Annotated in this window: 14 protein-coding genes; 5 read left to right on the top strand and 9 right to left on the bottom strand. The window is 44.6% G+C overall.

The genetic code is table 11. The features are described 5' to 3' along the window. Nucleotides 1-111: 111 nt before the first annotated feature. Nucleotides 112-3,027, bottom strand: a complete 2,916-nt coding sequence (locus H6G03_RS39145; protein WP_190466006.1) for a GAF domain-containing sensor histidine kinase — start codon at nucleotides 3,025-3,027, stop codon at nucleotides 112-114. Between the two features lie 703 nt (nucleotides 3,028-3,730). On the opposite strand from H6G03_RS39145, the gene H6G03_RS17805 reads away from it, so the two are divergent. Then, nucleotides 3,731-4,144, top strand: coding sequence for a response regulator (locus H6G03_RS17805; RefSeq protein WP_190466003.1), 414 nt, complete (start codon nucleotides 3,731-3,733; stop codon nucleotides 4,142-4,144). 113 nt (nucleotides 4,145-4,257) lie between these two features. Here H6G03_RS17805 and H6G03_RS17800 read toward each other — a convergent pair whose 3' ends face one another. Then, complete coding sequence (locus tag H6G03_RS17800; protein ID WP_190466001.1) at nucleotides 4,258-4,800, bottom strand: protein-tyrosine phosphatase family protein; 543 nt, start codon at nucleotides 4,798-4,800, stop codon at nucleotides 4,258-4,260. A gap of 222 nt (nucleotides 4,801-5,022) precedes the next feature. Between H6G03_RS17800 and H6G03_RS17795 the strand changes: the two genes are divergently transcribed. After that, nucleotides 5,023-5,400 (top strand): hypothetical protein, encoded by a 378-nt coding sequence (locus H6G03_RS17795; RefSeq protein WP_190465999.1) that lies wholly within the window; start codon nucleotides 5,023-5,025, stop codon nucleotides 5,398-5,400. On the opposite strand, the gene H6G03_RS17790 is transcribed toward H6G03_RS17795, so the two are convergent. From H6G03_RS17790 to H6G03_RS17775, 4 genes are all read right to left on the bottom strand, one after another. Further along, nucleotides 5,336-5,725, bottom strand: coding sequence for a hypothetical protein (locus tag H6G03_RS17790; RefSeq protein ID WP_190465996.1), 390 nt, complete (start codon nucleotides 5,723-5,725; stop codon nucleotides 5,336-5,338). The two genes, H6G03_RS17795 and H6G03_RS17790, sit on opposite strands and share 65 nt — an antisense overlap. A 33-nt stretch (nucleotides 5,726-5,758) precedes the next feature. After that, entirely contained in the window at nucleotides 5,759-6,187 is a 429-nt protein-coding gene (locus H6G03_RS17785; protein WP_190465994.1) for an NUDIX hydrolase, read from the bottom strand. Nucleotides 6,188-6,195: 8 nt separating this feature from the next. After that, a complete protein-coding gene (locus tag H6G03_RS17780; protein ID WP_190465993.1) occupies nucleotides 6,196-6,645 on the bottom strand; it encodes a DUF3531 family protein in 450 nt (149 codons plus the stop codon). 111 nt (nucleotides 6,646-6,756) lie between these two features. Next, nucleotides 6,757-7,806 (bottom strand): Sll0314/Alr1548 family TPR repeat-containing protein, encoded by a 1,050-nt coding sequence (locus H6G03_RS17775; RefSeq protein ID WP_190465990.1) that lies wholly within the window; start codon nucleotides 7,804-7,806, stop codon nucleotides 6,757-6,759. A gap of 150 nt (nucleotides 7,807-7,956) precedes the next feature. Here H6G03_RS17775 and H6G03_RS17770 point away from each other — a divergent pair, with 150 nt between their 5' ends. After that, nucleotides 7,957-8,646: an ABC transporter ATP-binding protein gene (locus H6G03_RS17770; RefSeq protein ID WP_190465989.1), complete on the top strand. Its 690-nt coding sequence runs from the start codon at nucleotides 7,957-7,959 to the stop codon at nucleotides 8,644-8,646. A gap of 54 nt (nucleotides 8,647-8,700) precedes the next feature. Continuing rightward, the gene (gene rsmG, locus H6G03_RS17765) at nucleotides 8,701-9,468 is read left to right on the top strand and encodes a 16S rRNA (guanine(527)-N(7))-methyltransferase RsmG (protein WP_190465987.1); all 768 of its coding nucleotides are present in this window, start codon (nucleotides 8,701-8,703) and stop codon (nucleotides 9,466-9,468) included. A 49-nt stretch (nucleotides 9,469-9,517) separates the two neighbouring features. Here the strand turns inward: rsmG and iscB are convergent, their stop codons facing one another. Further along, complete coding sequence (iscB, locus tag H6G03_RS17760) at nucleotides 9,518-10,792, bottom strand: RNA-guided endonuclease IscB (RefSeq protein WP_190465984.1); 1,275 nt, start codon at nucleotides 10,790-10,792, stop codon at nucleotides 9,518-9,520. A gap of 404 nt (nucleotides 10,793-11,196) precedes the next feature. Further along, nucleotides 11,197-11,961 (bottom strand): superoxide dismutase, encoded by a 765-nt coding sequence (locus tag H6G03_RS17755; protein ID WP_190465982.1) that lies wholly within the window; start codon nucleotides 11,959-11,961, stop codon nucleotides 11,197-11,199. Nucleotides 11,962-12,075: 114 nt separating this feature from the next. Between H6G03_RS17755 and H6G03_RS17750 the strand changes: the two genes are divergently transcribed. Continuing rightward, entirely contained in the window at nucleotides 12,076-13,269 is a 1,194-nt protein-coding gene (locus H6G03_RS17750) for a serine hydrolase (RefSeq protein WP_190465979.1), read from the top strand. Between the two features lie 172 nt (nucleotides 13,270-13,441). On the opposite strand, the gene H6G03_RS17745 is transcribed toward H6G03_RS17750, so the two are convergent. Beyond that, nucleotides 13,442-19,591, bottom strand: a complete 6,150-nt coding sequence (locus H6G03_RS17745; RefSeq protein WP_190465977.1) for a choice-of-anchor D domain-containing protein — start codon at nucleotides 19,589-19,591, stop codon at nucleotides 13,442-13,444. Nucleotides 19,592-19,704 lie beyond the last annotated feature (113 nt).

Raw genomic sequence — 19,704 nt, 5'->3', positions numbered from 1 at the left:
CGGCTCTGTAATTAAAGATAGAAAGGGTGTATAGAAAAAATTTTATCAGATCTCCCCAGAGTATACTATAAGCAAAACTAATAATACCGTGCGCTCGGTAAAACGGTATGATTAGCGGCGATCGATCGGAATCTCAATGATAAACTCGGCCCCTTGTCCTGGGGCAGAAATACACTTCAACTGACCGCCATGCTTTTCTGCGACAATCTGGTAGCTAATCGATAGCCCTAAACCAGTTCCTTTGCCGACCGGCTTTGTGGTAAAGAATGGGTCAAAAAGGCGTTTTCTGACCTCTTCCGTCATCCCAGGCCCATTATCGCGAATTCTGACGGTAACAAATTGAGTATAGAGCATTGGGCATTGGCCATTGGGGATTGGGGTAATGGGGGAAGCATTATGTAGATTTTCTGTCACTGTCGCGCTCTCCGGCTCTGCCATACCCAATGGGACTTTCGTTATTTCGGTGCCGATCGAGATCGTTCTGGGTGGGGGTTGGTTTTCCAAAGCGTCGATCGCATTGCTGAGAACGTTCATAAACACCTGGTTGAGCTGTCCGGCGTAGCACTCAACCCTCGGCAAGTTGCCGTAATTTTTAATTACTTTAATATCGGGCCTACTAGAAGTACTTTTTAAGCGATTTTGCAAAATCAACAAGGTGCTATCGATACCTTCGTGGATATTGACCGGTTTCTTTTCTGCTTCGTCGAGGCGGGAGAAATTTCGCAGCGACAGGACAATTTGCCGAATCCTTTCTGTCCCCACCTGCATTGAAGCTAGCAATTTGGGCAGGTCATTCTTGACAAATTCTAAATCCATTGTCTCAGCGGCAGCGTGAATTTCTGCTGCTGGCTTGGGATAATACTTTTGATAGAGGCTCACCAATTCCAAGAGGTCTTGGATATAGTCGCTGGCATGAGCGACGTTGCCGTAAATAAAATTGATGGGATTGTTGATCTCGTGAGCAATGCCTGCTACTAATTGACCGAGGCTGGACATTTTTTCGGTTTGTACCAGTTGTGCTTCGGTTTCCTTTAAGTGTTGCAAAGCTCCCTCTAGTTGTTGCGCCTGAGTTTGAGCGGCAAACGCAGCTGCGCGAGTTTGGGCAAAAAGTTCGGCTTGGTCTATACCGATCGCCAATTGGTCTACCACTGCTTTGAGTAGCTCGACTTCGCTGTCACTCCAAGGTCGCGGGCCGCTACAATGGCTGCATACAACTGCCCCCAGCTGGCCGGAACGAGTTGCTAGGGGGATGAGCAATTGCGAAGTAACGCCTAAAGTATTCAGGAGAATTTGCTCTCGATCGTCCAGATTGACAGCGCTCTCCACATCATCTATCCGAATTGTCTCTAAATTGACGATTTTTTTGACCAGCGAGGTAACTTTCTCTGTGGGATAGTCGGCCAACAAGCTGGGCAAGTTGGGATGGCACGATTCGTGAGTTACCGTCAGGCTGGGGTTTTGCGGATCGGGCCAGCACCAGAGAAAATGACAGCGATCGATTTGCAACAAACTGCGAATTTCGTTGACCGCAGTACCCAAGATTGTATCGAGATCCAAAGAATTGCGAATTTGGCTGGCTAGGCGGAATAGCAGGCTTTCCCGACGCGAGAGCAGTTCCGATCGCGCCCAATAACGATCGATCGCCACAGCAATAGCATTGGCTACCCACTCCAAAATATTATGTCCTTCTTGGCTGAGGGGTTGACGGCTGAAAACAGCCATCACACCCACCAACCGCTCTTCTACAATCAGGGGATACCCCGCAAAAGCTTTGACTTGTTTGCTGCTGTGCGGTTTGATTTTCTCCAACCATTCCCTTTCTTGGAAACGATCGCGATCGCGCAGGTCGTTGCTCAGGTAGGGTTGGTGATTTTGGGCGATCTTCTCCGCTATGCTGCTATCTGGGCGAATCAAGTCGCACGACTCTGGGGTGCGAGAGTCTGTAGGTTCATCCTTGGCAAAGGCCATCGCCTCAAGTTCGAGTTTGTTCGATCCTTGCTTGACAGTCCAAATACAAGCATTGATGGCATCTAGATGCTCGATTGTAATGTGGGTACAACGGTTGAGGATTTCCGATATGCCACCGGCTTGTCCCAGCGCGATGCCTACCGCCGCACCGAAAGCCGAGAGGCGCGATCGCTCCATCAGCATTGCCTCTGACTGTTTTCTTGCCGTTACATCCCGGAAATAAACTGATAACCCGCCTTGATAAGGATAGGCTCTTACCTCCAGCCAAATCCCCAGGGGTGAATAAAATTCTTCAAAATGTACTGTTACTCGCTTGGATACCGCTCTGTGACATTCTTTCTCAAATGTGGAACCTATAGCCTCTGGTAATTCATCCCATATACACTTACCGATTAACTCATTCTTGGTTCTCAGCAAAACTTGCTCTGCTCGCGAGTTTAAGTATGTGAACCGCCACTCCCAATCCAGCGCAAAAAAAGCATCCGTGATGCTTTCAAATATCTCGACAATATTCCACGGTATTTCCGGCGGCATTTCCTTCACTTTGATGACCTTGCGCCCTGAGTGGCTGACACCGCGTAGTAACCTTTGAGTAACCACTTGGCGACCTATAATTTTCAGTGCCTGACATTGTTCCCTGTTCAAATCTCGTGGTGCGTAATCCATTATACTTAGGGTGCCCAACAGAATCCCCTCCGATGTCATCAAGGGTATCCCAGCGTAAAATCGGATGTTTGGATGGCCTGCCACTGCTGGATTTTTCACAAACCTTTCGTCAGCTGATGTATCCGGCACGATCGATAATTCCTTACTACTACGGATGACTTGAGCCCACAAACTCTGGCACATATACGCTTCCTCAGTCCCTAAGCCCACTTTTGATTCGATCGACAATCGCCCGGAGTCAATCAGGCACAATAAAGCGATCTTAGTCTGACAAACGTATGCAGCTAAGCGAGTTAGATCTTCTAAATCTGCATCGGTCGCCGCACTGAGAATTTGGCTCTTCGATCGGTCATTAAGCTGGTACGCTGAGTGACCCGGTAATGATGCTGTCATTTTTTATGAGCGCCTTTTCCTTTTTGGAACTTGCCGGCAGGGTAAACAGTTCTTGGCCTAAAATGGTTAAATCTTAAAATTATCCAAATTTATTTAGTAGGCCATCTATCTTTTGAGGTAACTATTGATACCTCTTATTCACAACCGTTACTCAACCGATTCCGGCTGGTGAGGCGGCTTAAAAATATTGCCGCTTCACCAGCCGATTAAGTGAATGTTCGGTAGATTTTGAAATGGTTTGACCAACAACACCCTGTTGCCAGCTCTTTTGCTTCGGTTAAGGTTTAGATTGCCAAATAGCAAAGGTTTAGCTTTTTCTCAACTTGTTGCCATTGGCTCTTCGATCGGCTAGTATCGACAATCTGTTACCCACCTTGTTTAATACCTACTTGCTTTCTTGGGTTACGTAATTTTAAGGAGCTGACGCCCCTATACCATAGATGAGCATTACGATATATATCGCTGGTTAGTTTTAATATTTATTTTAATTTGTTTAACTAATTATTACAATTATTTTTTAACTATTCTTAAGCTGATTTAACAAAATTCAATATAATTGTAATTGTAACTTGCAACTCTTGAGAAACTGGAAAAAATTTAATCAAAGTGCTATATCTCTCCGCTCTTGCGTAGATTAACGTCTGCTAGCAGAACAAGTTAAAGTTGTGTTAGTAGGGTAGAGTAAAAAACTGGAACAAAAATTATGTCTTCAAGTTTAGATCGTATGCCGACAATCTTAGCAGTGGATGATAGCGTCGTCACCCAAGAAATGGTCAAACGCGCTTTATCCACAGACTATCGGGTTCTCGTGGCAGGAAATGCTGTAGACGCCTTGGCAATGATTTACCACGAGAAAATTGCTGTATTATTACTGGACGTTTCCATGCCCGGTATTGATGGTTTGGAATTTTGCCGCACGGTGCGTAACTTACCGCAGTTTCGCGAACTACCCATTATAATGCTAACGGCAAGAGACAAACTGTTTGACAAAGTGCAAGGACGTCTGGCAGGTGCGACAGAATATTTAACTAAACCGTTTGATAGCAATCAATTGCGTCAGGTAGTAGGTAAGTTTGTCAGTGTTAACTTACCTTCGGAAGTTCAAGGAGAAGCCTAAATAAATTTTAGATTTTAGATTTTAGATTTTAGATTTTACATAGGGGTTTCCCTATCCAATTTGTGGGAGCTAAATCAACCATTACTTGAGGTAAAACAAAATTATTGATATTATCACTGCCGACCTTCAGTGTCGCGGGAGTCTTCTTGCACAGGCGCGATAAATTCCCGGATGGCACGCAACGCAGCAGGATGGGGCAAAGAATTGGGATGGACTTGTTTGAGCCAGTTAGCTGCTTCCCAGAGTTCCATTTTTTCATATTTGCACAAATAAGCAATACAAACGGTAGGCGATCGCTCGATTCCTGCCAAACAATGAACGTAGGTTGGCATAGATTTCTCCAAATTTTCGCGCACAACCGTCACCGCTCCGGCTAGTTCTTCTACGGTCATCTCATTTGTATAAAATCTATCCGGTAACACCAAACGCAAACATTGAAAATTATCGGTAATATCTTTTGGCAAAGCTCCTTCTTGTTCGGCACACAGAGTCAGCACAAATTTAATATTAGCTTTTAAAAGTGCAGTAGAGTCACCAGGTTGGGGTAATCTGCCTACAGCCAGCTTTCCAGGGAGTACCCAGTCTATGGAAAGTGCCTTTATCGGGGAAGAAGATTTGGTTTCGATTCCCAGGAGTCGTCTGACTTGGTTAATCATTTGTGGGGGAAAGACCTTAACTTTAGCTTTGGGTAGGTGACAGCGGCGATTTGCTGTGCCTGTTTTAGCTATAGCATACTTTGGATATATTCGGATAAGTTATATCGAGCGATATATTTCCTATTTTGTATCTGCTGCGATCGCTTTATGATGCCAGCTTTGGCAAAATGGTAATTGCCTACTGAATTCTATGCCGGGTGCGCTCGTTGCGAGGGGAACCGTATGACTAAAGTTACACAAGAAGAGATCGCACATTTTCGTTCTCAATTAGCAGATTATCCCAGCGCATTACAAGCTCTGCAAGTTCTTGAGGATTGCGAAGGAGATTTGGAAGATGCGGCGATCGCCCTCGCCATCCGCGCCGGACAGCAACCAGAAATCGCCAATTCTGACTGGTTGGGTATTTTAGCACGAAAATGTCGCTCCCTCATCTGCCGACGCGAATTGCGCGACGATTTGCTAAACGGTAATTTTGCCGAAATTGTACCCTACTTGGCAACGTCCAATCTTTGTCCTGACTTATTGGCAACGCCTGTCATGATGTACGTGATGCGCCAAGGCGCGAACGATTTTTGTCACCCTCTCGATCCTCTGCTTTAGCTATTTCATCAATTTCTAATTTCTGATGCCGATTCTTGAAATCTTCAAATAAGTCAAAAAACTTATCCAAAGCATCCCTCTCGTCTTCAGAATAAAACAAAATTATTCGCTCCCACGATTGAGTCGAAGGCTGGTTAAACCGCTTCTCTATCCACTCTTGAAAATCCTCAAAATCGCGCTCTTCTTCTGTAAGAGGCACATCGAGTTCGCGACGAGCGAAAGTATAGCCGTCTAAAAAAACTTGCAGATGACCGCTCGAACGCTTACCCAAGTAAAGCGAAGGTCTTTGTTTGATTTTTTGGATAAGATTATAAAAGCTAATCATGTTAAACTTTGACCTTTTATCAAAATCACCCCTTTACAAATAATCCAAAAATTGATCTGGTACTAACTTCAATTCTCCCGACTTAAACCGCTCGATTTCTACCCACAGGGCAGTTTTCTTTCGCTTTCCTTCAGCAAACACTATATTGTCCATCTGATAAAATTTTGGATCGGCAAAGTCGCATTGATAAATTTGCAAAATTTCGTGACCTTGCTTGCCGTTGAAAGTGAAAAGGCTTTCCAGACAGCCCAAATATTTGATATTAGTTAATTCTGCCTGGATTTCTTCTTGAAATTCTCTTTTTAAAGCTGCGTAGCTGGTTTCGCCAAACTCTACACCACCACCCAATGCGCGATAAAAATGTTCCTCTTTCACGGGGTCGTAGCCTTCACCCATAAAGACGCGATCGCCATCTTTAATCGCTCCCAAACACAAAACCCTGATTTCACCTTCTTTGTGCATATTTTTCGTTAATTACCATCGTAAACAGAAGCTTGGTGTCTTTGTTCAATCGGCCAATCTTCATTTTCGCCGCCAATAAACAATCTTTCTATTGTAACGTATTCTTTGCTCAATTGTTTGAGGGCGTTAATCAGGATATCGATTGCGATCGCATCGCTAGTTCCCAAATCAAACCAGCAACGCGCCCACCTTCCCAAATACTCAAACTCGCCCATATTGTGCATCAGCGCCATCAAACTTTCATCAGCTACATTTTCGTCATAATCCATGTAACTGAGTTCCAAACCGGTATCTTGAACTTGCAGATTTTCAGCATTGAATCCTCCCAGTTTCCCCAAGAAAAACCAGGAATCGAAAACCTCTTCCAGATACTGTTTTTCTGAATATGAAGGAACGGTACTGAACTCCAACCATATCCACAGATCGAACTGATTGTACTCGCGGAATTGAACTTGCATAAAGAGGGGTTAGGGGTTAGGGGCTAGGGGCTAGGGAAAGAGGGAAAAGGGGCTAGGGGTTAGGTAAAGAGATAATTTGATGTGTTTTCCTGTGTCATTCTATGAGATTGTTTAATCTAAATTGGGTAACTGGCTGGCGATCGGGCCCCACTTGCCATCCATCTGTTTGACCTGATTTCGCATCGCACTGCAATTGCGCTCTTTGCGATCGATGCTCACTTGGTTTCTGCACTGTTCGCGTACAACTTGTGCGACCAAATCTTTGGGTAATTGCGCCGATTTTGTCAAGGCATTTTGGAAATATTCCTTAGCTTCTCGGTTTTGATCCAGTCCCACCAAAATTTGCGCTTTTAGGTATTGTAACTCTGGATTGTCAGGCGTATTTCTGAGCGCGATATCGACATATTGCAACGCCTTGTCATACTGTTTGAGATCCCGATATCCAACCGCCATGCCGCGATAAGCTAGATAGGGCGGAGCTGCTTTTTCTAAACGTTCGATCGCCTGTTGAGGATCGGTAAAAGGTAAATTGACCGCGATGAGCAAATCCATCCAGCCTTTAAGCAAATTCAGTTCCGGGTCGTTCGGGTTAATTTTCTCCGCCGCATCCAATTCCCGGTACACCTCCTGCAACTTGCTTAAAGCTTGCGGCGCACCTTTAACAGTACCATTTTCGCCCACAATAGCAGCAGCCTCCAAAGCGTGACCCGCAGCTATGTAGAGATTGCCGCGCAAAGGGTCGGTTGGTTTTAACTTTGCAGCGGTTTCGCGAGTTTTAGCGGCGTAGGTTTTCAACGATTCCAGCAAAGCCTTATTTTTGTTATCTCCCTGCCAATCAGTGTAAGCTAAAGATGCCTTCAAAGCATAAACCATCGGCTCGTTTGGCTCTTTAGATTCAGCTTCTGGCAGGTAACGTTCTGCTGTTTCTTTATAGTTTCCCTCTTTAAACAGAGCCTTAAAAGCAGCTTCAGTGCTGTTTCCAATTGGTTTGGGGCTACTGCTGCGAAAGGGATCTCCAGCTAAGATGGGGTTTGGCCACAAGCTGAGTGCGATCGCAGCAACACCGACAAAATGCCATCTACCACGCAGCGCGAGGTGCTTGCGGTACGCGCTGGTGAAGGCAGCAACAATCAGTTTGGCAGTAGGAAACAAATCCATCATCGCCTCAAAGCTGAAAAGCTAAATTAAATGATGCCAAAGGTTTGGGCATCTACCCACCTTTGACGCAAAGGTCGATTTCCCGTTCCAGTTTAGCGTTGCACTCGACAAGTCTGCCAAAATGGGGACAGTACGGTTTGTGTTTTTTACTGAATGCTCTATCTACGAGACCTGAATTATCACCCTCCAGCTACCCCAACGGCAATCTTAAAATCCATTAACCTGGAATTAGCACCACAGTCTATGGGGCTAGCGATCGGCCCCAGCGGTTCTGGCAAAAGCACTTTATTAGAAATATTGGCTGGACTGAGTGAAAGCACATCTGGCAAAGTCTTATGGCGCGATCGAGAACTCATCGCCGACGATCTGCAACAATTAAGTGGCTTGGTATTTCAGTTTCCCGAACGGCATTTCTGCGGCAGCACTATTTTAGAGGAATTGCGGCTGGGACATCCAGAATTGGGTTCCCAGCGAGTCAGGGAAGCTTTAACAGAAGTGGGACTGGAACATTTATCGTTGAACACTTCTCCCAATTCCTTAAGCGGCGGTCAGCAGCGACGCCTTGCTTTAGCGGTGCAGCTGATTCGTCAGCCGCCTCTGCTGTTGTTGGATGAACCTACGGCTGGACTGGATTGGTCAATGCGCCGTCAGCTGGTGAATTTATTAGCTAAACTGAAAAGCCACTGGACTTTGTTTGTGGTGACCCACGATGCTGGCGATTTGTTGAGTATAGCTGACAAGTGCTGGACGCTCGATCGCGGCGAACTAAAGTCTGTCGATCCAGCGACACTCAAATCGGCAGAACAGAGATCTCCTGGCGAATTCCCAGTAACCAGTTCATAGTTACGATCGCCAATTACCAATCTAAAATCTAAAATCCAAAATCTAAAATTCAAAATGTTGCCGGAGATGACTTCTGTTTGGCAGGAAACCTTAAATTGGCAACCGAATGCCGAACAGCAACAACAATTTCAACGTCTTTACGAACTGATTTGTCGTGGAAATCAGCAGTTAAATTTAACTCGCATCACCGAACCGATCGAGTTTTGGGAAAAACATCTGTGGGATTCTTTGCGGGGAATCAAAAACGAATTGCAGATGGCAAATTTAGGATGGCAAATTGAAGAAGACAAGATGCAATCTGAAACCTCAAATGTGAAATCTCAAATTGCCAATCCCCAAGTTATCGATATAGGAACTGGTGCGGGATTTCCGGGTTTGCCAGTGGCGATCGCGCAACCGAATTGGCAGATAACCCTCCTAGATTCCACCCGCAAAAAAATCACCTTTCTGGAAACTCTCCTAATCGAATTGGGAATTAAAAACGCCACTCCTTTGACTGGTAGATCTGAAGAACTAGGAAAACAACGACAACACCGATCTTCCTACGACATAGCTTTAATTCGAGCAGTTGGTTCCGCATCAATCTGTGCGGAATATGCACTACCATTGCTGAAAGTCGGTGGTTTAGCAATCCTTTATCGCGGCAACTGGACAGATGAAGAAAACTCTTCCCTTCAAGCAACACTTGAACGGCTGGGTGGTACAATTGAATCAACAGAGCAATTTACAACTCCCTTGAGCAAAAGCGTGCGTCACTGCTTGTACTTGCGGAAAATTGAGTCCCCAAACCAAATAAAAAATGTAAAATTAAAAATAAAATAGCTTTTTAAATCAGATTATGCAGGACTTACGCACTGTGGACAAATGTGGACTATGCGGCATAATTGTATCCATCAACTCGATGAACTATTTGGCAGTATTTAGCTCTGACTGGGCTAATCTTGCCCTTGGCCGTCACCATTTCAAACACACCTGTAGCTCGAACAGTTAAGCGTCCAATGTGAGCGCCCGCAAACTTTCCACTCGGTAGAATAGCGCGGACTATATCCCCAGTTTGAAACCCGAAAAAAGCTTTCTGTCTGGTGCGGTGTTTTATGGGAAAACCATATTTGTTGGTAGTAGACATTTGGCGCATTCCCCACCCCTTAGCAGTAATCAGTAAGGGCTTAGTAGTTTTCAAAGTTAATTTCTCAACCACGCCCACACAGGCCGCATCTAGATAGTGGCGCTTTTGGATGCCTAATTTAACGCGATTAAATTTAGTTCTACCACCAGTACCTACTGAAACTGGCAATCCAGTCTCTTGCAACCTTTGATATAATTCCCACCGAGTAGAATTTACAGCAGCAGCGTCTTTTAATGGTGCTTTCGCTTGAGCTAAAACCCGTCTTAAAATACTTGGTTTATTCTTCAGGAACTTCTCAATCGGCTGATTACCTTTTTTCTGATTACAAGGATGACAAGCTAGGGTAAGATTGCTAACTCTATCCGTCCCACCTCTGCTTTTAGCCAAAATATGTTCAATCTCTAGGGGCGTATTTTCTGCTCCACAATAAACACATTTTCTGCCCCATTTCGCTAGTAAATATTCTTTCACTTCAAAACCTGCTAATTCACCTCTCTGGTATTCATTACCACTAATTTCTGGATTAACTAAGGCTTGCGTGTCAAACCGTACTAATTCTTGAGAAATGCCTGTAATTGGTACAAATTTCCTCAGCCTGTTTACCCAAGTCAGAGTAGTTTGTACCCGGTGTTCAAGACTGGGGGCTAACCAGCCCTTATGACGAGTTCTATTCAAAAACCGTGGTTGGCGATAACGGGTTTTACGATTTCGCCGAACTCGACGCACTGAGCGCCGAGACTCAAGATTAGCTTTAATTGCTTGACCGCGATGGGTTAGTTCTGCACCCCAAATAACTGCGTCCTCAGATACTAATGCGATGCCCGTAGTTTGGGAACCAGGATCTATTTTTAACTGAATCGGTTTAGTTATTTGTGTTGATGCAGTTTTTAAGATGATCGTAAATGGAAACCGACGAAAAACAGTGGCTTTACCCTGAGTTAACCACAGCCGTGCTTGTGCTGGATGAACAGGATTAATAGGACGTTTGTTGGTGTCGATTACAAAAACAAAATTAGACATAGTTGAAACTCTGATTGCTCAGGTAATTGTTTCCTCGTCAATGTTACTTAGGCTTGTTTGGCTCAGTTCACTTTCTTAGCTAAATAGGAATGTTTAAAACTGAACGGCAGAGCTACAAGCTGGAAAGCACTCGCAGGTGCCATGACCTGAATAACGTAGTCCAATTAAGAACTGAGACTGGCTATCTCTACACTTTATGTACTGGTTGTCCAGATCTGTCCAGTGTTTAGCGGATAGCTATGCTACTGTGAGAATTCAGCAATCACAATGTATCAAAAAGTATCGACCGGCTACGGGTGCCCAGTTTAGAACATTTGGCTGTCCCACATTTTAAAAGGATATGTTAAAAACCGGGGCGATAGCCTCGGTATAACTTTTGACTTTTGATTTTTGACTTTTGATTTTCAACCATTCGCTTGCTGCAAGCGTTTGTTGATTTCATCCCAGTTGAGAACATTCCACCAAGCATCTAAATATTCGGCGCGGCGGTTTTGGTATTTGAGATAATAAGCGTGTTCCCAAACATCATTGCCCATGATAGGATAAGCACCATCCATTAACGGGCTGTCTTGGTTGGTTGTACTGGTTACCTGGAGTTTGCCATCTTTAGTGCGTACCAGCCACGCCCAACCGCTACCGAAACGCTTCGCGCCAGCATCGTTGAACTGTTGCTTAAAGGCGGCAAAGCTGCCAAAATTAGTTTTGATAGCATCTGCGATCGCACCCGTCGGTTCTCCCCCACCATTCGGTTTCATAATTCGCCAGAACATACTGTGGTTGAGATGACCGCCGCCATTGTTGCGAATCGTCGTGCGAATATCCTCTGGGACGGTATTCAGGTTTTGCAGTAATTCTTCGACAGTCTTACCTTTGAGTTCGGGGTATTTGGCGATCGCATCGTTCAAGTTTTTCACATATGCGGCATGATGTTTATCGTGATGGAACTCCATCGTGCGAGCATCGATATATGGTTCTAGAGCATTGTAGGCATAAGGTAAAGGTGGCAACTCAAAAGTACCTGTGTTCTGCGCGACATTTGTCGTACTCCCAGGGGTAGATTTATTATCGGCTGTCGATATATTATCCCCAGATGCCAGACAAGCACCCACGGTAATCGAACTAACACTGGCTCCCAGTAAAATGAGGAAATGGCGGCGTGTGACAGTCATAAGCAGCACCTGCGAATGAATTGAGCAATTTAGTTAGCAGGTTTAATTTTCTCAGAGTATAGGCTAAGACGCCTATAACATTTGGATGAATTTTGATAAAGCCTATAGTGATATATGAAGTATATCGTCTTTTCGATCGGCCTTCTCTTCCTCCTACTAGCTGCATTAACAGTCTGGCAATGGGAAACGGTTTGGAGCGTTCTCGAACCTGTGTTTGCCGACTCGGAAAATATGCAGCCAACATCTCAGTTAAAAACCCCGTCAGAATTGCTGGAATACATCGTCGCTCATCCTGAAAATGTTTCCTTAGTTGCTTATGAAATTGGCAATTCAGAAACAGGAATTTTCTACCGCGATGCAGAGAAACGGCCTTTGGCTTCCACAATTAAGATTCTTATTTTAGCAGAATATGCCCGACAAGTCGAACAAGGAATACTTTCCCCCGATGAAGCGATCGATCTAAATTCCGTCAATGTTTATTACCTGCCCAACACAGATGGCGGAGCCCATTCTCAAGCCTTAAAAGAATTTCAAGAAAAAGGATATGTGAATGCAGAAAATAAAATTGCCCTGCGGCATATTCCTCGTGCAATGATTCGCTATAGCAGCAACGCCGCCACTGACTATTTAATCGAACGATTGGGACGAGAAAATATTGAAAAATTGCCATCAGTATTAGGGTTACCTTCAGAAGATGTACCGCTTCCCCTCATCGGCCAGTTTTTAAGTTGGAACGATACAGCAATATCGGCTTTGCCAGAAGAACGCTTAAAAATTTACCAAGCAATGAGTAAAAGTGAATATGCTAATTTAGTATATAACTTAATGTCAAAGTGGAAAACTGATGCTGCTTTTCGCGATGAAAAAATCAAAGGGCTATTAAAATTTATCAGCATCAAAGACCAACAAGCAATGGCACAAGCTTTAAATCCCGGCGGAACCGCGAAGGGATACGCACAGATAATGGAGCGAATTTACACCAACTCTTTAATTTCGCCAGCCGTGTCGCAAATAATGCGCGAATATTTAGAATGGCCGATGCAAAATGAGCCTGTGCGCGAAAAATTTGATGTCCTTAGTGCAAAAGGAGGCAGCTTACCCGGTATCGTAACAGAAGCTATGTATGCAAAGCAGAAAAATAGCGAAAGGGGGAGAGTAGTAGCGCTATTCTTTGAAAATATTCCCTCCGATGAGTGGTTGCAGCTGATGCAAACCTATGTTCAACAAGATTTTGAAATCCAACTTCTGACTGACAAGCAGTTTTTTGAGACAGTCAGACAGAAGTTACAGCGCTTTTCAGGTAATTGAAGTACAGAAAAATTCCAATACTGCTGGGTTAAGGAATTGGAGGTTGGGTTTCGCTATCGCGAAACCCAACATTAGGGTGTACTGCACGGGTTTTGGAATTGTATGTTGGGTTTCCTGGCGTCAACCCAACCTACAAAAACTTGTGAGGTTTCTTGACAGGAAATAGATGATTTCACACAAAATTAAAGTTTGATGCTGTCGGCCCTGCATCAACCTGTACGATATTCCTCGCAGTACCATCCACACCACCAACAGTACCAGCTTGGTTTGCGATCGGGTCGTAACCTACAAACCAATTTGGAATTTTAGGACCAGGATTAGCTGGAGGTGGATCAACTAGGATCTGGTAGATATAGAAAACTGGATTTGCCGACGTACCATTTTGGGCAGCCAATGTTGTATCCAGATCGCCAACACTGTTAAAGGTAATACTCGCAGGGAAGATAATTAGATTCTTGCCACTAATATTAGTGCCACCAGCACCCGTACTTGAAATGGTTACAGATGAGGACGTGACACTAGAGATATTTCCGAAATTAGCTGAAGTGAATTGGAATCTGTCCCCACCTGCCTGAAATTGACCACTACCAAATTTATCTGTGATGCCAATTGGCGGAACGTTCATCCAAGAAATAATATCATTGCCATTGCCGGGATTAATGGTGTCAACAAGATTGTCGTTGCCCTGCATTAAGTCAACAGCACCACCTCCAGTTAGGACAGTAGACAAGTTGTTCCAATCATTATCGATGATGTTATTTTGCGCTGAATTCTGCGCTCCTACGATAAAGTCACCAGAATTTGCCGATGAAACCGATGTGAGGTTAATTATCACTGTCTCATCCGGCTCGTTAATAGTAAAATCGTCGATTATAGTGGCAAAAATATTGGCACTGGTTGCGTTCTGTGGGATAGTTATCGAACCAGTTGTTCCTGATGTGGTAAAAGTCATGCCCGACGAACCAGACAGAGTGTAATCGTTACCACTTGCCTGCCCAACAGTGGCTGTTCCCGACATATTGAAATTCACAGTCACACCCCCTGCTGGTGCAGGAGATTCGAGGTTGATAGTAAAGTTGCGTGAGGTTGCGCCAACACCAAGATTATTCTCCTGGAAATCTTTAGTAAATGGACTCACAGTAACTGAGGCAGGATTCACCTTACCTTTAATTTGGAAATCAAAGGGATTTTCTACCCCGTCACCCCCATCACCATCATTGTTGTCAAACTGTAACGTTCCACTGACATCACCAACACTCTGACCATTCAGTTGGACACTAAAAGTAGCTGAACCTCCAGGTCCTATACTGCTGGGAGGAGTCCCCACGAAACTGAAACCATTTGGCAATTTCCAATTACTCATGGAAAGATTTGCATTGCCAGTGTTGATGACAATAAACTGTTTCGATTTGGGTAAGTTTAATGGAGTAGAGCCAAAGTCAATTGGCGTTGTGCTGCCATCCGGAATATTAGGAGTTGAACTGCTAGTATCAAGAACGACGATTTCGGGAGCGGGTATAGTTTGTACTATACCTGCAATCGGGAAATAAAAGGGATCTTCTACCTTGCCATCGCCGATATCCGAATCATTGTTTTCAATCAAAATTGTGCCAGTATAATTCCCAGCGCTGTTGGCATCAAGTTTTACAGTAAAGGTTGTCGATTGATTGGCTCCTATAGTTGTACTGCCAAAAGGCGTTACTACACTGAAACCTGTTGGCAAACTCAACTTACCCAGAGTGAGATTGTCAGTGCCACTATTTTTGATAGTGAAGGTTTGAGTAAGGCTTGTACCGACTGTGGTAGTGCCAAAATTTATGGGCGTTTCCGTGGCGCTATCAATGTTGTTGCTTAGCTGATCCGATACCTCAATTTCTGCGTTTGGTGGTGGTAAAGGTAACACAGTACCGGAAATGACAAAATCGAAGGGATTTTCGACCCCATCGCCGCCATCGCTGTCGTTATTACCTATTTCTAAAGAACCTTTGTAGTTCCCACCGTTATTTGCATCTAATCTGACCTGGAAAGTTGTAGATTTTCCTGGTTCTACGGAACCAGGGATATTTCCCACCAAACTGAAACCATTTGGCAATTTCCATCCGCTTAAGGTCAGCGTATCGCTGCCAGTATTGTTGATGGTGAAGGTTTTGATGTTTACTTCGCCTGCTTTGCTGGTGCCAAAGTTTATCGGTGTTGTGCTGCCATCGGTGATACCGGTAGCCCCATTGAAAACGTCTATTTCCGGATTTGCTGTTGGTGAATTGCTTACCGTTCCGGCAATAGCAAAATCGAAGGGATTTTCAATGCCATCACTGCCGTCACCATCATTATTATCAATTTCTAGCTTTCCGTTAGTTGTCCCGACACTACCTGCATCAAATTTTAACTTGAAAGTAGCCTGAGAACCGGGTAATACTATTCCGGGAACAGCGCTAACAAAACTAAAACCGTCTGTCAATTTCCATAGTGTGAGATTTAGTTGTTCGCTGCCAGTATTTTTGACTGTGAAAGTTTTAGTAATCGCTGTTCCTAGTTTGGTTGTGCCGAAGTTAAATGGCGTGGTAGTACCATCAACAATATTGTTATTTTGCTCATCCAAAACTTGAATTTCTGCCTTGGATGTTGACGTACCGCTTACGGTTCCAGAAATAGCAAAATTGAAAGGATTTTCATCGGGGTCGTTGTTGCCAACGGAGATATCTCCTTTGGTAGTACCCGTCGTATTTGCATCAAATTTGATTTGGAAAGTACTCTCAGTAGCATTGCCTACAATTCCCGGAAGCGTACCGACAAAACTGAATCCATTCGACAAACTCCAGTTGCTTAAGTTAAGCGCAGCGCCACCGATGTTTTTGACTTTGAATGTTTTGATAATTGGTACACCTAGAGGCGTCGTACCGAAGTCAAAAGGCGTTGTGCTGCCATCGGCAATATCGTTATTTTGGTCACTTAAAACTTGAATTTCTGGACTGGTTGGTGGTACGGGAGTTACCGTGCCGGCAATAGCAAAATTAAACGGATTTTCGTTGGCGTCATTGTTGCCAATATCTAAATTTCCTTGGTAATTACCACCAGAAATTGCTTCCAATTTGACATCAAAAGTAGATGAACCTCCGGGTGCTACAATCCCTGGTAGAGTTCCGACTATGCTGAAGCCAGTTGGCAATGTCCACCCACTCAAATTAAGTGCTGTAGTCCCCAAATTTTTGACGGTGAAAGTTTTAGTAATAGGTACACCTAAAGTGGTTGTGCCAAAGTTTATTGGGGTTGTCGTACCATCAACAATATCGGTAGCGTTATCGAGTAATTGAATTTCTGGATTCGATGCTTGTGCGTTGACAACACCGCTGATGTTAAAGTTGTAAGGATTTTCATCAGAATCGTTATTGACAAAGGAAATGCTTCCGTTATAACTACCGATATTTGTGGCATCTAATTTGACATCAAAACTTGTCGTACTACCGGGAGTTAGAGTTGTATTTTGGAACTGATTGACGAGGGTAAAACCAGTTGGCAAACTGTTAATTGCACCGAGAGTAAGATTAGCATTACCGATATTTTTGACAGTGAAGGTTTTGGTTACAGATGCACCAACTGTAGTTGTACCGAAATTAACGTTACCCGTATTATCCGCAATGATTGTATTGCTCTCGACTACATCAATTTCTGGGGCGTTGTTGGGGGTATTGGCATCATCATTAATAATCGTGTAAGTTGCTGTTTGCTGACTGCCAAGAGTTGCGCCACCGATGGGATTGACCAATCTCAAATTAATTGTTTCGTCCGCTTCGGCAGATGTATCGCCAAAAATAGGTAGGGCGACTGTTTTGGTAGTTTCGCCACTGTTGAAAGTGATGGTGATGGGAGAAATGTTGATGTAATCGCTGCCATCTGTAGCGCTGCCTGGTGGATTATCTACTATTGCTTGAACGCTGACAATCCCATCGCTGCCACCTGTGCGTTGAACGGTGGCGACGATTTTGTTGGGAATGCCGCCATTACCTTCGTTATCGCTATAACTGGCGGCGGTAAATGAGAGAACGCCTGTACCTATACTAGGTGTTGAGTTGTTGTCGTTATCTACGATTGTGAGGATGGCATTACTTTGCTGTCCAATTGTGACGCCGCCTGTGGGTTCGCTGAGGGTTAAATTAACTGTTTCGTTACCCTCAACAAGTTTATCGTCGAGAACGGGGACGTTAATAATTTTGGGGGCGGTATCTCCATCTGCCCAAGTGACGGTGATGAAGTTGTTGCTGTAATCGGTGGGGGATACTAAGGGAGGGGCAGAACCGATCGCACTACCGCCATTTAGGAGAACTTTCGCACTCACAACACCGCTACTGCCACCGATGCGATTTACTGCGATTAATGATAGCAGTGTGCCATCTTCACCAACAGCGTAGAGAGGGCCGCTAAATTGAATTGTACCTGGGTTGGATGATGGTGGGTTATTGCGATCGATAATTCTGACTTCGGCTGTTTTGGGTGGGGCAATGGTGGCACCGTTGTTGGGGAAACCCAAGGCGGCGTAAAATGTTTCTTCCCCTTCTGGTATGGTATCGCTAACAATCGGAATAACTATAGTTTTGGCGGTCTCTCCGGGGGCGAAGTTAACTTCGATCGGATTGCCGTTGTAGTCCTGGGATGATTTGGCGGTACCATCTGATAAGAAAACGATCGCACCGACAGCTGCATCCAGATTACCTGTACGAGTTACCGTTACTAAACTTTCGGGCGTACCGTCTTCTCTAACGCGGTATGTCTGCTGACTGAACGATAAGTAATTGTCAATTCGGATCGTCGAGTAAGTGAAATTAGCTTTGGTAATAGTATTGCTGTTAACCCCTTTCAAATTCGCTAAAAATTCACCCGTCGATTTGTCCTGAATTATAGTATTACTTTGATTTTCACCGCTACCTTGAAAGATATTCAAATCGTCATAAGTTAATCCGCCGGTGAGGCCAATTAAATCCAAACCATAGCCAAAATCGACGATTAAGTCGGCATCGCTGATGTTGGGGCCACCTGTGCTGCGAAAACCCGATTCTTCGTTGCGTCTGCCGATGACGAATACATCGTCGCCGCTACCGCCGTCGAGGCTGTCTCTACCTAAGTCTCCCCAGAGAACGTCGTTGTCTTTGTCGCCGTAGAGTAGGTCGTTGCCTTGACCTCCCCAGATTGTATCGTTGTTGTCACCGCCGCGAATTGTGTCCTGACCTTGGTTGCCGTAAACTAAGTCTTCGCCTTCGTTGCCATTGATGATGTCGTCGCCACCCAGACCGCAGATGGTATCTTTACCTTGTCCGCCAAAGAGAACGTCTTTGCCATCTTTGCTGGTGTCTGTCTCCACAGTTATGGTACTAAAGACCACAACACTTATAGTTGTTTCAAATGTCTCAGTATTGGTATCGCCATATAGCAGGTCGTTACCCTCGCCGCCGATGGCAGTGTCATCGCCTACATCTCCATAAATGGTGTCGTCGCCTTTGTCACCAAATAGTAAGTCGTTGTTATCGCCACCGCGAACAAGATCTTGGCCTTGACCGCCACAAGCTGTGTCGTTGCCTTCATTGCCGTTAATGATATCTGCGTCTTGATTGCCGTATAGAAGGTCGTCGCCACCCAGACCGTAGATAATATCTTCGCCTTCATTTCCGTATAATACGTCGTCGCCATCTTGACTGAAGTCTGCATTTATATCTTCGTCGCCGACTAAGAAGTCGTTACCTTCGCCACCATATCCCGTGTCGTCGCCTAGATCTCCATAAACGGTATCGTCGCCTTTGTCACCAAATAGGGAGTCATTGTTATCCCCACCCCTAACAAGATCGTTGCCTTGACCGCCGCGAACTGTGTCTTTCCCTTTATTGCCGTTGATGATATCTGGGTCTTGATTGCCAAATAATAGGTCGTTACCACCCAGACCGTAGATAATATCTTTGTTTTCATTTCCGTATAATACGTCGTCGCCATCTTGGCTGAAGTCTGTCTTTAACTCTTCGTCGCCTATCAGTATGTCGTTACCCAGACCGCCATAGCCTGTATCGTTGCCCAAATCCCCATAAACGGTATCGTCGCCTTTGTCTCCGAAAACCCAGTCATCATCTTGACCGCCCCGAACAAGATCGTCGCCTTGACCGCCACGCACAAGGTCTTTGCCTTGGTTGCCATTGAGGATATCTGAGTCTTCGTTACCGTTGATAATGTCATCCCCTTCCATCCCGAAAACGATGTCATCACCTGCAAATGCCCGAATTATGTCAGTAATGGATGAGGAAGTCAGGAAATCTTTGCCGGATGTTGTGTTATAGTTATCCACTTTTTTATCCTCTTCGGTAGATGTACTGAAAAAAAGTAATTTTATCCTCCTGATTATCAGGCCAATAGGGAGAATACGTACAAACTTTTATAGCGTATCCTCCTTAAGGGAGA

Source organism: Aerosakkonema funiforme FACHB-1375 (genome assembly GCF_014696265.1).
In the GTDB taxonomy this organism is placed as follows: domain Bacteria; phylum Cyanobacteriota; class Cyanobacteriia; order Cyanobacteriales; family Aerosakkonemataceae; genus Aerosakkonema; species Aerosakkonema funiforme_A.
The sequence above is the reverse complement of the archived record's forward strand: the minus strand, read 5'-3'. Positions and strand labels throughout refer to the sequence as shown.